Origin of the sequence: Thalassolituus alkanivorans (assembly GCF_020447205.1) — a bacterium.
Taxonomy (GTDB): domain Bacteria; phylum Pseudomonadota; class Gammaproteobacteria; order Pseudomonadales; family Oceanobacteraceae; genus Venatoribacter; species Venatoribacter alkanivorans.
The window spans coordinates 129,064-143,976 of the sequence record NZ_JAJAEL010000005.1 but is presented as its reverse complement, the minus strand read 5'-3'; the positions used below and the strand labels follow the sequence as shown (position 1 = coordinate 143,976).

Genomic DNA, 14,913 nt, shown 5'->3' with positions numbered 1-14,913 from the left:
TCACCCAGCCTTGAAAAGCTGCAGCTGCCCCCCACATTTGCACCATAAGCCGAACAGTTAAGGGTCGATATGAGCGACGAAAATCACGAATTTATCAGCAGAGAAGAAGGCGCAGGCGCTCTGGCACTGGCCGATGACGTATTACCGGAAACGCTGTACATCCTGCCGGTGAATGGCCGTCCGTTTTTCCCGTCTCAGGTGCAACCGGTTATTGTCGATGAAAAAGTCTGGGGCGAAACGCTGAAACGGGTCGCTAATTCACAGCACAAATTACTGGGCCTGTCGTTTGTCGACGATAAGGCCGCTGACGAAGTGCCGGCACCGGAGCGTATTCCGGATATCGGCTGTGTGGTGCGCATTCACCGTATTCAGGCTGAAGATGGCCGCATTCAGTTTATCGCCCAGGGCATCCGCCGCTTCCGTATCCGTGAATGGTTAAGCACTGACCTGCCAATGCAGGCACGGGTGCAATATCCGCAGCGCAGTACGGATTTCACCGATGAGATCAAGGCCTATGCCATGGCCATCATTAATGCCATCAAAGAACTGGTGGCGATTAATCCCTTGTACTCCGAAGAACTGAAAAACTATCTCAACCATTTCAGTCCTAATGACCCATCCCCGCTGACCGATTTTGCTGCGGCCATCACCACCGCCGAAGGCAAAGCCTTACAGGATGTGCTGGCCACTCTGCCCCTGCAAAAGCGTATGGAAAAGACCCTGGTGCTGCTGAAAAAAGAAGTGGAAGTAGCACGCCTGCAGGCTGAAATTAATAAAACCGTTAACGAAGATATCAGCAAACACCAGCGTGATTTTTTCCTGAAACAGCAGTTAAAAACCATTCAGAAAGAACTGGGGCTGGCCAAGGACGATAAAACCGCTGAAATCGATGAATTTGTACAACGACTGGAAGGCAAAGACATTCCGGCCGCAGCGCGCAAGCGCATTGATGAAGAACTGCACAAACTGAAAATGCTGGAAACCGGCTCGCCGGAATACAGCGTGACCCGTAATTATCTCGACTGGGCAACATCGGTGCCCTGGGGTGTATATTCCACCGATGCGTTCGATCTGAGCCACGCCCGCGAAGTACTGGATGCGCACCACGCCGGACTGGATGACGTTAAACAGCGCATTATGGAATTTCTTGCCGTTGGTACTTTTAAGCAGGAAATATCCGGTTCCATTATGCTGCTGGCAGGCCCTCCTAGGGTGGGTAAAACCTCGATTGGTCGTTCGGTGGCCGACGCGCTGGGGCGGAAATTTTATCGTTTCAGTGTTGGTGGTATGCGCGATGAGGCTGAAATCAAAGGCCACCGCCGCACCTACATTGGCGCTTTGCCGGGTAAATTAATTCAGGCATTAAAAGATGTCGAAGTATCTAACCCGGTGATTATGCTGGATGAAATCGACAAACTCGGTGCCTCTTATCAGGGCGACCCGGCCTCTGCCCTGCTGGAAGTTCTGGACCCGGAGCAAAATAAAGAATTCCTCGACCATTACCTCGATCTGCGTGTGGACTTATCCAAAGTGCTGTTTATCTGTACGGCCAACCAGCTGGATACCATTCCGGCACCGTTACTCGACCGTATGGATACCATCCGTTTATCGGGTTATATCGCCGAAGAAAAACTCGCCATTGCCAAAAGCCATTTATGGCCCCGGGTACTGGAACGCCATGGTCTGAAAAAATCCCAGGTGAAAATCAGTGACAGCACGCTGAAAAGCATTATCGAAGGTTATGCCCGAGAGTCCGGCGTGCGTAATCTGGAAAAACTGCTGCAACAGATTGCACGTAAAGCCGTGGTTAAATTACTGGAAGACCCCAAAGCGAAAATTTCAGTGACCAACAAAGACCTGAGTGATTACCTCGGCGCTCCGGCCTTCCGTGCCGAACGTATTTTAAGCGGAGTCGGTGTCGTCACCGGCCTGGCCTGGACTTCGATGGGAGGCGCAACACTGCCGATTGAAGCCGCCGTTGTGCACCAGCAGAACCGTGGTTTTAAACTCACCGGTAAGCTTGGCGATGTGATGAAAGAATCCGCCGAAATTGCCTACAGCTATACCGCAGGCCATGCGGCTGACTTTGGTGGCGATCCGGAATTTTTTAATTCACGCTTCCTGCATCTGCACGTACCGGAAGGTGCAACACCCAAAGACGGCCCCAGCGCCGGGGTTACCATGACCACGGCATTAATGTCGTTAATGCTGAATAAACGCATCAAACGCCATCTGGCCATGACCGGTGAGCTTACCCTTACCGGTCAGGTATTACCGGTTGGCGGTATTCGAGAAAAAGTGATTGCCGCACGGCGCTCTAAAATCATGGAAGTGATTTTACCGGAAGCTAACCGCCGCGATTATGAAGAGTTACCGGAACATATTCGTAAAGGTATGACCGCGCACTTTGCTGAAAAATACGCCGATGTATTTGAGGTTGTGTTTGGCTAAAGAAGATAAACGTTAAATCATCAGTGTTACAACAGGGTATTTTGGTTCGCGGGCATGGCCCGCTCCTACGATGTTGCAGATATATCTTAAAAGCAGATCACACTTGTGTACCTGTAAATATCCCGTAGGAGCGGACCATGCCCGCGATTCTGTAAATATTCGCAAAGCAGATCATACCCGTGACCGTGTAATAACCCGTAGGAGCGGGCCATGCCCGCGATACTTTTTTGCTGTTTATTCGTTATTTAATCAGCTGAATCAGTTGTTTAAATACCGGCCCTTCAGCCTGTTTCTGCAATTCAAACAACGCCATTTCTACAGAGGTTAATTGTGCGCCCATGCTGTGCATTTTGCGGATCGCCAGTTCTTTATTGGCCTGTGTGCGCGAGCTGACGCCATCGGTTACCAGGTGTACACCGTATTTCTGCGCCAATAAATCTCCAACCGTCTGGTAAACACAGACATGAGCTTCCAGACCGGCCACCAGCCACTGGCTGATTTTCTGATTTTTTACGGCTTTGGCAATGGTGGGTTCCTGCATGCCACTGAAAGTTGATTTTACCAGAGCTTCTCCCGGCAGAACCTCGCGCAGTTCCGGACGTGTTGTGCCCAGTTTATCCGGCAGCTGTTCCATCCAGATAATGGGTAATTCCAGCAGGTTAGCTCCCTGAATCAGCAGCCGCAGTTGGGTGAATAATGCACTGCTTTCATGCATCTGTTCCGCCAGTTTGCCCTGTACATCGACGATCATTAAACCGGTTGTTTCTTTATTCAGCATGGGATACCTCCTGTTAAGGCTTGTTCAGCCCTGGGCGAGTACTGCATCAAGATCAGACTGTGATGGCATAAACCAGTAAGCACCGGTTAAGGCCGTCGAGTATTTCATCAGATGATCACTGTAACCATCGCCACTGTTCCCCAGCATACGTTCAAGCTGCACGCTGATACGGCGCAGGTTGCAGGCAAAGGCGAGAAAATACAGGCCATGCTCTTCCGCACCACCGTAAGGGGTACTGCGGCGATAGATTTTCTGCCCGACACCGTCAATTTTGACATCTGTCCGGCTGACGTGAGAGGTCGGTGGCATCGCATCGCCTTCCAGTTCAATATTATCCTGTTTAGTGCGGCCTATTACCTGTTCCTGTTCGTGCACGCTGAGCTGATTAAATGCCTGCAGATGATGTCGCCATTTCTGCGACAGCACATAGGAGCCACCGGCACCGGTTTCACCCTCAGGAATCACTGCCGCATCCAGACGCTTGTCGCCTTTCGGATTGGCTGTACCATCGACAAAACCGGTCAGATCGCGGGCTTCACGGTTTTTAAAACCATTTAAATCCAACAAAGTTACGGCAACATCGCGCATGGCATCATGCACCTGTAAAACCGCATTCATGACTTCACCCTGATCTTCACCATGAATCCAGAAAAACACATCGCGCTGAGTCGCTGGCATGGTGTAGCCATTCTCACCACGCAATTCTTTAAACGGCTGTAGTTGCGCCGGCTGCCACGCGGGCTGCAGACGCTGCCAGGCTTCACCACCAAAGGCCACCGCAATATAAACGTCCGCTAACGTCTGGCGGGCACGGTCCAGCGCGGCGCATATTTGAACAGTTCCGGCATCCGGTTTCAGGTTCATTTCCAGATAATGTGCACTGCGGCCGGGTTCGGCCAACAATCCGGACTGTGGAATCAATGATGAGGTATAGGCTGACGATGACACTGAGATAATCCATGACAAAGTGAATTGTCACTATAACAAAGCGTCAGTCTGATAAGAAATGCTGCGTAGGCCATGCCTGGCTTCTTATGTAGCCGGCGCTGGCCGGGTTTATCCGAGAATGGCCCTGACATCCGCCCCCTGCAACCAGTCGGCAACGCATTCAGGCCGCATCGGGCGGCTGAATAAATACCCCTGAATGCAACAACAACCCAGCTCGCGCAACATGTTCAGCTGATTGCGGTTTTCCACCCCTTCAGCCGTCACCCGCAGATTAAGTACCTGACAAAGCGCCATAATAGCGCGGCAAATTTCAATATCATTGCTGTCATGGGGAAGATCCCGGACAAAAGATCGGTCAATTTTCACCCGGTCAAATGGCAGCTCTTTCAGGCGACTGAGCGAAGAATATCCGGTACCAAAGTCATCAATGGCCAAACCGACACCCGACTTGCGGATATTTTCCAACTGACGCAGAACCTGCTCATTTGCCTGCAAAGCCGTTTCGGTAATTTCCAGCTCCAGCTGTGCCGCAGGAATGTTGAATTCTTCCAGCGTTGCGATCAGTAATTCGCTGAAGCTGCTGTCGGTCAGCTGGCGCGCGGATACATTCACCGACACCACCAGTGGCGGCATTCCGGCATCCATCCAGTTGCGTAACTCACGGCAGCTTTCGCGCAGCATCCAGGCGCCGATATCGACAATCACATCACTCTGCTCAGCAATCGGAATAAAGCGATCCGGAGGTATCATTCCCAGTTCGTCGTGATACCAGCGGCACAGTGCTTCCATTCCGTAAACCTGCGCCGTCTGCAGATCAATTAATGGCTGAAATTCGATTGCCAGTTCGTTGTTACGAATGGCCTGCTTCAGATTACGTTCAATCCGCAGGCGCTCGTTAAACTCCATTGCAAGAGCAAAATCGTAAATACAGTAGCGGTTTTTTCCCTGCCGCTTGGCTTCAAATAATGCGGTGTCCGCTGCTTTTAATAACTCTTCATATTCATGCACCGATGGTCGTGACATCACGATGCCAATACTGGCTGACAGCTCAACTCTTTCACGACTGAGGGTTACGGGTTCCTGTACCGCAGCCAATAATTTAGTGGCGACAATTTTCAGATTGTCTTCCTGCTCTACGCCGGTTAATACAATCACAAATTCGTCACCGCCAATCCGCACAACGGTATCTTCGTCACGCACCGATTGTTTAAAACGATCGGCCATAATACGCAGTAATAAATCCCCTTCTGAATGCCCAAGGGTGTCATTGATCAGTTTAAAACCGTCCAGATCCAGATACAGAATACCGACGGAACCCGGCGTATCGTCCCCTTCCAGTGCTTCGCGCACCACCTGTTCCAGACGGACACGGTTACCGACTCCCGTAAGGGCATCCATATAAGCGAGCGTGGCCAGATTTTTTTCAACGCGGCGCAATTCACTGATATCAGAAAACGTAATTACAAAATTCTGTAGCTGCCCGTCATCACTTAATACCGTGCAGACATGCTCCCAGGCCGGAAAGAATTCTCCGTTCTTGCGCTGGCAGGCAATTTCCCCACTCCAGTAACCTTGTGCATCGCTGGCCAGTCGCGGATAAAACTGATCACTGTGGCGCCGGGCATGCAGAAACTCATCCGGATTCTGACCACGCACATCTTCTGCCGAGTAACCGGTAATCTGACTGAAAGCCGGATTCACATTTAACACCCGGCGCAGGTTATCGGTAATCAGAATGCCTTCGGAGGTGGAATTAAATACCGCATTGGCCTGACGCAGCTGTTCATCAGCCAGATAACGCTCATGCACATCGTGCAGTACACCGATTACCCGGCGATCACCGTTTGCCCAGCTGAATAAACTGGCAAACAGTTCAACCCGGCGATAGTCGTTACCTTCATGTTTGCGGTAACGTACCGGCTGCTGAAAGCGGTTATGGCTGGTAATTTGCTGATGAATTTTATCGCGATCATCCGGATGAACATTCACCAGCAGAGCATCAAGACTTTCAGAAATTAATTGCGGCGGTGAATGTTTTACCGCCATCTGAATTTCAACATCCGGTGCTGGTGTCCACTCCCAGATGCTCATTCTTGCAGCCTCAAGCGCCAGGCGCAGACGCTCTTCAGACTGGCGTAATTCCATATCGGCATGATGGCGTGTCAGTGCAATACGGATAGCCGCATCCACTTCGCGTTTTTCAAAGGGTTTTACCATATAACCGTAAGGCAGGCTGTCGCTGGCATCATCCAGCGTCTGCTCATCGGTATAGGCCGATAAAAACAGTACAGGCACACCAAAGCGCTGCATAATAATTTTGGCCGCTTCGGTGCCCAGCATGGCGGTATCGAGATGAATATCCATCAGAATAAGATCGATATCCTGCACCTCTGCTGCGGCGATGGCTGCTTCGCCACTGCCAACACAGGCAACCACGGTATAGCCCAGATCTTCCAGCGTCAGCTTAAGATCCAGCGCGGTTACCTTTTCATCTTCAACAATCAATATGCGGTAAGAACGCAAAGTGCTATGGCTGTTCATCAGAAGCTCCTGTATCACTGAGCGTTAATTGAAAAACAGCACCTTCTGTATCCAGAACCTGTAATGTGGCGTGCATCTGCTCAACCAGTCCGGGAATTAACTGAAAACCGAGAGAATGGGAAACTCCGGGACGAACTCCCTCCGGCAGACCCACACCGTTATCAGCAATAACCAGCTGTTTTTCCGACCCATTTTCACTCAGAGACAGACGGATTTCTCCGCTGTCACGACCCAGAAATGCGTGTTTTATGGAATTAGTGACCAGCTCATTAATCAGCAAACCAAAAGGCAGTGCGACATCCAGTCCGAGATAACTTTCCTCCTGTTCCGATTCGACGATCATCTTGACGTTGCGCATAGCGGAAAAATAACTGCGACTGAGCAAATCCCCGAGCCGGCGCATATAAGAAACCGCTTCGATGCGGTCAAAATTTTTCTGCTCGTACAACAGCTGGTGAATTAAGGCCATGGCTTTTATCCGCCCCTGGCTTTCATCAAAATAGCCGCGTACTTCTTCCGGCACGCTGCGCGCCTGTAGGCTGAGCAGGCTCGATACCACCTGCAGATTATTTTTTACCCGGTGATGCACTTCGTTCAGTAAGGCGGTTTTTTCATTCAGGCTGCGGATAAGGTTCTGCTGAATATTTTTCTGCACCGAGATATCAACGATGGTGGCCAGAATACGGATACCTTCGGGGAAGTTCAGTGGTGTTAAGCCAATTTCTACCGGAAACAGACTGCCATCACGACGGCGGGCATACAGCTCCCGCATAGCGGCCATCGCTCTGGCCTGCGGAGCCTGTAAATATCCACGCCGCAGATCCCCGTGCGCAGCTTTTATGCTGTCCGGCACCAGATCCTCAACCGTCAGCTGGTACATCTGCTCGCTGTCATAGCCGAACATTTCCGTACTGCGGCGGTTAACCAGCTGAATATGGCCCTCTTCATCCACCAGTATCAGACCATCCTGAGTACTTTCGACAACCCGGCGGAAGCGCTCTTCGCTGTACTTGAGCATGTTTTCGCCGGCTACCCGGGCGGTAATATCAATGGCCGACGGAATCAGGTAAACAATCTCCTCCTCGGCATTTCTCAGCGGCGCCAGCATAAAGTCGATGGTCATACGCTGATCATTGGCAGTACGGATAACCACGTCATAGCGCACGGTTTCGCCCTGTGCGGCTGCCTTTACAGCTTCACGCAGCTGTTGCTGTATGTCGCTGTCGTATGACCACCAGAAGCAATCCCAGAATTTTCGTCCCTGAACGTCAGCCAGCTCAATTCCGGCCGCATCCAGCGGTGCCTTATTGGCATCAATCAGGGTGCCGTCGGGTTCCATAATGCCGACAAAGGACACCAGGCTGTCGATAACCCGCCGTACAAGAGACGCCGATTCTTCTTTCGCCTGCTGTAACTCCAGCTCGACCGTATGATTAACCGCAATCACCAGCACGCCGAGAATGCGTCCGTCATCGGCGCGAATCGGGCGATAAGAGGCCAGCCACTGCGCCTTACGACCGGGAGTACTGGGGGCTTCTGCCAGAATTTCTTTATTGGTGATCTCTTCCCCCTGAACAATCACGGAACGCAGCATCGGTTCGATAACCGGCGCCAGCTGAGGGAGAACATCGTGGACAGAGCGTCCGAGATGGGATTCAACGCTGAGGCCGTTAAAACGCGCCAGAGTGTTGTTAATGGCCTGGTAGCGCAGGTCGCAATCAATAATGGCCAGCCCCAGATCGGAATGACCAAGCAAGGCATCCAGAGCACTGGATTTCAGCTCCAGTAGTGCCAGTTTATCAGCTGCTGCCGCTGGGCTTGTATCCATACACACCGCCACTGTGAATATCATCCATTCGAGCTTAAACAAACCCGAGGATTTTAATAAGGTATATTTACAGAATTACCTATAAACACCTCATCAGCAAGCTCCTTCCTGCGCCAGTCAGGAGCTGCTCTTATTCAGCTAAGCCGGTCCAGCAGGTAAAACAGCGAGTGGTAAGGGATTTCCCCATGGCGGCTGAGGCCAATCTCACAGGTGCGGCTGGTCGAAATACCCTCCACACAATGCTCCACCTGAGCTTTCAGCGGCGCCAGCGCCGAGGCGTTCAGCTCCGGCAGCATAAAGCCCTTATCGCCGGCAAAGCCGCAGCAGGTAATGTCCGCCGGCACCACCACCTGAGTGGAACAGCGCCGCGCCAGTGAGAGCAATTCTTCGCCCAGTCCCTGCTTGGTAGTTGAGCAGGTGATGTGTACCGCCACCGGCTCATGGGTCGGCCGGATATCCAGATTCGGCACCAGAAAGCGGTTGGCAAAGCGGATCGGATCAAGCAGCTGAATACGCTCATCCAGCTGTTGCTGCAGACGGAACACGCAGGGGCTGGTATCAATCAGTACCGGCAGGCGACCATTATCGGAGGCTTTCAGCAGCGCCGCATTAAGCGCCGCGCGCATGGCATCGGCCTGCTCAAAATGACCTTTGCTCTCCAGCGGCATGCCGCAGCAGTGCTGATCCTGATCCGGCAACATGGCCAGATGCACACCGGCTTTCTGCGCCAGATCAAGGGTTACCTGCATCAGACTGCGCTGGTCATCGTCTTTGGCTCCCGGCCCCATGGTGCGGCTGGCACAGCTGGGGAAATATACCACCTGAGTCAGCTCATTCACGCCGTATTCACAGGGGTTGAGCTTATCGGCGGCGGTCGGCATGGCATCATGCCACAACGGCGTGGCCCCCAGCGTCAGGGTATTCACCCCTTTTGCCACGGTGCTGATCACGCCGTCACCAACCAGATCGCGGGTAATATCCATTAACTGCAGCGCGCCACGGCTGGTTTTGCTCACGCCGGCAAAATGCTCCGCCACCCACTGCGCCTTACCCGCGTGTTTTTTATTGCGTTCATGGCGCAGTTTGCGGCTTAAATCGCCGGTATTAATGCCGACCGGACAGGCCATGCTGCACAAGCCATCGGCGGCACAGGTATCCACGCCCTGATACTGATAGTCATCCAGCAGGGTTTTATACGCCGGATTTTTACCATCACGTTCCTGGCGTTTAAGTTCGCGCATAATCACAATGCGCTGGCGTGGCGTCAGGGTTAGGTTGCGTGACGGACAAACCGGCTCGCAAAAGCCGCATTCGATGCAGCGGTCAATTAAATCATCCGCTTCGGGAATGGGTTTTAAGTTCTCAATATGAGTGCGCAGGTTGCGGGTTAAAATCACATCCGGATTTAATAGGCCGGCCGGGTCAAAGGCCTGTTTGATCGCCCACATCAGCTCATAAGCCTGACCGCCCCATTCCATCTCAACAAAGGGCGCCATATTGCGTCCGGTGCCGTGTTCGGCTTTGAGCGAGCCATCGTAACGGCCAACCACCAGCACACAGACTTCGTCCATAAAATCGGCATAACGCTGAATTTCTGCCGGATCGGTAAAATTCTGGGTAAAGACAAAGTGCAGGTTACCGGCCAGCGCATGGCCAAAAATAATGGCTTCGTTGTACTGGTATTTTTTAAACAGCGCCTGTAACTCCAGCACCGCAGGCGCCAGATTCTCAACCGGAAAGGCAATATCTTCGATAATGACGGTGGTGCCTTTGGCACGCACGGCACCGACCGCCGGAAATAACCCTTTGCGGATATTCCAGTACAGCTGACAGGTGTTTTTATCGGTGGTAAAGGTTTTCGGCTGCAGGGTATCAAAAGCCTGTAAAGCAGCAGTGGTTTCGCTCAGGCGCTGCTGTAATTCGGCATCGCTGCCGGCGCGTACTTCCACCAGCAAGGCGGCAGCCTGTTCATCGAGGGTGCGTAAATAGTCCGGCATGCCGGGTTTATCTTCAACGCAGCGCAGCCCGGCGCGGTCTATTAATTCAACCGCGGCGACCGGTGCCGAGGAAAGAGCGGTCACTGCCTTACTGGTCTGTTCGATGTTGGCAAACAGCAGTAAGGCAGACGCTTTATAAGCGTGCTCTTCGACCGTGTGATAAATCACCTGCGATACAAACCCCAGGGTGCCTTCTGAGCCCACCAGGAGGTGCTGCATAATATCGATCGGATCAGAAAAATCCACCAAAGCGTTAAGACTGTAGCCGGTGGTATTCTTAATTCTGAATTTCTTCACAATCCGGTCGTGCAAAACCGGATTGTTCAGCACCTGTGAGCGCATGTCCGCCAGTTGCTGCAACAGGCTGGCATGGCTTTGGCGGAAGGCATTTTTTGAGGCTTCATCGGCGGTATCCAGCACCGTACCATCGGCCAGAATCAGGCGCATTGAGGCCAGTGTCTGATAAGAATTCTGCGCCGTACCACAACACATACCGGAAGCGTTATTGGCGATAATTCCACCAATTTTGCAGGTATTGATCGACGCCGGGTCCGGGCCGATTTTACGCGCAAAAGGCGCCAGCAACTGATTGGCACGGGCACCAATAACCCCCGGCTCTACCTGTAACTGCGCACCGTTATTTAATACCGCGGCTTTATTCCAGCCATTACCCAAACGCACCAGCACACCATCGGTCACGGCCTGACCGGACAGACTGGTACCCGCCGCCCGGAACGTTAAATGCACTTTATGCTGGTGTGCCAGCTCCAGTACCTTCTGTACCTCCTGCTCATTAATAACCGTGACGACCAGTTTGGGAATCAGGCGATAAAAGCTGGCATCGGTACCAAAAGCCAGAGTGCGTAACGGATCGGAAATAATGCGTTCACCGGCAATAAAAGGCGCCAGATCCTGCGCAAAACGATGAAAAGCGTCAGTCATATCAGGCATCCGTTAACAGCAGGACAATCAGTTCTTTTGGCCCGTGGGCGCCATAGGCCAGGGTCTGCTGAATATCGGCGGTCTTGCTCGGCCCGGAAATCAGCAACACATTAGTCGGCATATGCGCCGGTAATTTCTGTGCCTGCACCAGGGTTAAAAAGCTGGCGGTAATGGCTGAGGCATTGAGCAGAATAATATTCAGCGGCGGCACCAGCGACAGCGCCCGTGGTTCCTGTGGGCCGGTTTCGACCAGCAGCGAACCGGTTTCCGCCAGACCCGCCGAGGCCACACTGAAGCCTGCGTCCACAGCGGTAAACAATTCCTCTTTGCTTAAAGCCGTTGTCACTAATTGCACATCGATGGCTGCCGATGGCTGCTCAGCCGCCTGATGTTCAGCAAACTGTGCCAACGCATTAAGCAATACCCTGCCCTGCTTATGCTCACCGCTGAGCAGGCGTTTAACACCGCGCGCTGTCAGTTGTTGTGCCAGCTCTCCTGCCCAGTTGGCCGTTGTGGTTTCAATGACTTCGGCATGGTTATCCAGCAAGTTCTGTTTAAAGCTGGCCAGCCATTCGCTTTGCGCCAGTTGTGTCCAGCCAGCGGCATGCTCCGCCTGAATGCCGGTGGTTTGGCTTGTCTGCTCAGGGTTTTGGGCAGACGCCTGGCTGGCATACAGCCGCTGTAAAATACGCTCACGACTGTTCATGCATTATCTCCGCGTTTATCGGCAGTGTTGTTCTGATATTGGTCAGCCACACCCCGGGCTTTGGCTAATTCATGCAGGCTGCGGCGCGCCGGTTGTGGCGTGCTGCGCGAGTCGGTCCAGGGGGATAACAGTACCGCGGCGGCTTTACTGCGGAACAGGCCGCGACCGCGGGTCATCGCTGTGGTCATGATGCGGTACAGCGGCGCAAAACGATGGGTCAGCGCCCAGCCGCGCCAGATTAAACTTTCACCCAGCGTACGCTTGGCACCCCGCCCCATCACTTCCTGTACTGCAGTGGCATCGGTAACCGCGGCGGCATCGGTAAATTGCGGGCTGACGGCTTCGGCGCGTAACTCGCGGATTAACTCCGGCAAAGGAATACGTACCGGACAGGCCTCACCACAGGCGCCGTTTAATGAGCAAGCGCTGAGCATATCGCCGTGTTTTTCTAACCCGGCAATCTGCGGTGTCACCACCTGACCAATCGGCCCCGGATACGTCGAACCGTAAGCATGGCCGCCAACCCGCGCATAGACCGGACAGTGATTCATACAGGCACCACAGCGGATACACTGCAGTGTCGGTTTTAACACCGGATGGCTGAAAATACGCGAACGGCCATTATCCACCAGCACCAGATGCACCTGTTCCGGACCATCCAGCTCACCGGCTTTTTTCGGCCCGGAAATCATATTGAAATAGGTACTGATTTTTTGCCCGGTCGCCGAGCGGGTTAACAGTGTCAGTAATTCCGGCACATGGGAAAAATCTTCCACCACTTTTTCAATACCAGTGACGGCAATGTGCAGCTTCGGCATAGTCGTGGTCATACGGCCATTGCCTTCGTTTTCCACCAGACACAGCGTGCCGCTGTTGGCCACGGCCATATTCACGCCGGAAATACCGGCATCGGCGCGCATAAATTTATCGCGCAGAATAGCGCGGGCATTGCCGATTAATTCGTCAACGTCTTCGGTATAAGGCACCTGCGAACCATCGCTGGTCTGGGCACGGGCGTGCATCAGTCTGGCAATCTGTGCCTTATTTTTATGGATGGCCGGCATAATAATATGCGATGGCGTTTCACCGGCCAGCTGCACCAGATATTCGCCCATATCACTTTCCAGACACTCGATACCCCGTGCCTCAAGAAAATGATTGAGTTCAATTTCTTCCGTTACCATGGATTTACCCTTCACCACGGTGCGGGCGTTATTCGCCGTTAAAATATCGTGAATAATAGTGCAGGCTTCATCAGCGGTTTCGGCCCAGTGCACCTGAATACCGTTGGCGGTCAGATTTTTTTCCAGCCGCTCCAGCAATTCCGGCAAATTGGCCAGACTGTGCTGACGAATGGCTTCGCCACGGTCACGTAACGCAGACAACGCACTCTCATCGGGAAACACGGCTTTGCGTTTGCCCATTAAAAAATCGGAAGCACCACGAAAGCTTTTACGTAAGGCTTCGTTTTCCAGTGCCATTTTGGCACGCACTTTAAAATGACGTTGCTGCAGCTCGTTAAATTCGCGCTGCTCGACGTTCAGCTCCTGCTGTAACTGTTCGATATTGATATGCATGCTGTCGGAGGCAATTTTCTGGCTCATGCTTTATCTCCGCTTTTCTTGTTGTATTGCTGGCTGCGCTTCTGACTGATCTGGGAGCCATCACCACCGTTAAGACGCGTATACAACAGCGAGGCCAGATGCTGAACCGGAATTGCAGGCCCCTGCTTCTCCCCCTGCAGTTTGTCTAAGGTGCCACCAATATTCATCAGGCAACCACAATCACCACTGACTAGCCGCTGACAACCGGTGGCGGCAATCGCACTGGCTTTATCCGCCGCCATCGCCGCAGAAATATCACTCTGCTTCACTGCAAAGGTGCCACCGAAGCCGCAGCATTCAGCAACCCGTTCAGGCTCAACGACCTGTACACCGGGCAGGTTTTCCACCAGCGCTTTATGCTCCGCCGCCACCCCCATGCCGCGACGGGCCGAACAGGAGGTATGCAGCGCCACGGTTAGCGGCGACTGATCTTCTGCCTGCGCCAGCTGTTGCTCCAGCTGCAGTACGTTCACCATAAATTCACTGAACTCATAACTGCGTGCCGCCAGCGCAATGGCAGCCGCCTCTTCCGGCTGACCAGCAAAGAGCTTCGGATATTCTTTGTGCACCATGCCAGCACAGGAGCCCATCATCACCACTACCGGTATGTCGGCGGCAAAGGCCTGCAGCTGAGTGCGGGCTACAGCACGCGCCTGCTCGTCATAGCCGGAGTTATACGCCGGCTGACCGCAACAGCTCTGGCTTTGCGGAAAAATCACCTCGATACCTGCATGCTGCAGCAGCGCGATCGCATCCATTCCGGCTTCAGGATAAAAGCTGTCAACCAGGCAGGTGCCCAGCAAATACACCGCTTCTGGTTTGGGCGGATAAACCCGCGGCTGGCGGCTGGCTGCCGCTGTTGTGTTCTGTTCTGTCATTGCGCTATCACCGCTGTCGGCTGTGAGGTGGACTGACGGGCATTATCAATTTTATAAATTGGTATTACCAATTACCCACTCTTGATTTGTTGCAATAAATTACCGCTGCCTCCCTTCAGGGTCAAACCCTTTATGCCTTATATAGCGCTTTGTAATATCGACATTGGTCGCATAAAAAAACAGACCAATCGCTCTTTTAAGGCCTGACAAGTAACGCAACGTTCAGATAGAATTGGTTTT

9 protein-coding genes are annotated in these 14,913 nt (G+C 52.8%); 1 reads left to right on the top strand and 8 read right to left on the bottom strand.

Features of this window, described 5'->3' with window-relative positions; genetic code table 11:
• The first annotated feature begins 69 nt into the window (after window positions 1-69).
• On the top strand, window positions 70-2,451 hold the full coding sequence (gene lon, locus LGT44_RS01670; protein WP_230330962.1) for an endopeptidase La: 2,382 nt from the start codon (window positions 70-72) through the stop codon (window positions 2,449-2,451).
• A 241-nt stretch (window positions 2,452-2,692) separates the two neighbouring features.
• Here lon and LGT44_RS01665 read toward each other — a convergent pair whose 3' ends face one another.
• The 8 genes from LGT44_RS01665 to LGT44_RS01630 form a co-directional block, all read right to left on the bottom strand.
• Window positions 2,693-3,229: an isochorismatase family protein gene (locus LGT44_RS01665; protein WP_225692583.1), complete on the bottom strand. Its 537-nt coding sequence runs from the start codon at window positions 3,227-3,229 to the stop codon at window positions 2,693-2,695.
• Window positions 3,230-3,253: 24 nt separating this feature from the next.
• A complete protein-coding gene (locus tag LGT44_RS01660; RefSeq protein WP_230330961.1) occupies window positions 3,254-4,177 on the bottom strand; it encodes a Dyp-type peroxidase in 924 nt (307 codons plus the stop codon).
• A gap of 108 nt (window positions 4,178-4,285) precedes the next feature.
• A complete protein-coding gene (locus LGT44_RS01655; RefSeq protein ID WP_230330960.1) occupies window positions 4,286-6,718 on the bottom strand; it encodes a two-component system response regulator in 2,433 nt (810 codons plus the stop codon).
• Window positions 6,705-8,546 (bottom strand): PAS domain-containing protein, encoded by a 1,842-nt coding sequence (locus LGT44_RS01650; protein WP_230330959.1) that lies wholly within the window; start codon window positions 8,544-8,546, stop codon window positions 6,705-6,707. Before LGT44_RS01650 ends, LGT44_RS01655 begins: the two co-directional genes overlap by 14 nt.
• A gap of 134 nt (window positions 8,547-8,680) precedes the next feature.
• On the bottom strand, window positions 8,681-11,485 hold the full coding sequence (locus LGT44_RS01645; protein WP_230330958.1) for an FAD-binding and (Fe-S)-binding domain-containing protein: 2,805 nt from the start codon (window positions 11,483-11,485) through the stop codon (window positions 8,681-8,683).
• 1 nt (window position 11,486) lies between these two features.
• Entirely contained in the window at window positions 11,487-12,191 is a 705-nt protein-coding gene (locus LGT44_RS01640) for a LutC/YkgG family protein (RefSeq protein ID WP_230330957.1), read from the bottom strand.
• On the bottom strand, window positions 12,188-13,795 hold the full coding sequence (locus tag LGT44_RS01635) for a LutB/LldF family L-lactate oxidation iron-sulfur protein (protein ID WP_230330956.1): 1,608 nt from the start codon (window positions 13,793-13,795) through the stop codon (window positions 12,188-12,190). Before LGT44_RS01635 ends, LGT44_RS01640 begins: the two co-directional genes overlap by 4 nt.
• On the bottom strand, window positions 13,792-14,673 hold the full coding sequence (locus LGT44_RS01630; RefSeq protein ID WP_230330955.1) for a (Fe-S)-binding protein: 882 nt from the start codon (window positions 14,671-14,673) through the stop codon (window positions 13,792-13,794). Before LGT44_RS01630 ends, LGT44_RS01635 begins: the two co-directional genes overlap by 4 nt.
• Between the last annotated feature and the right edge of the window lie 240 nt (window positions 14,674-14,913).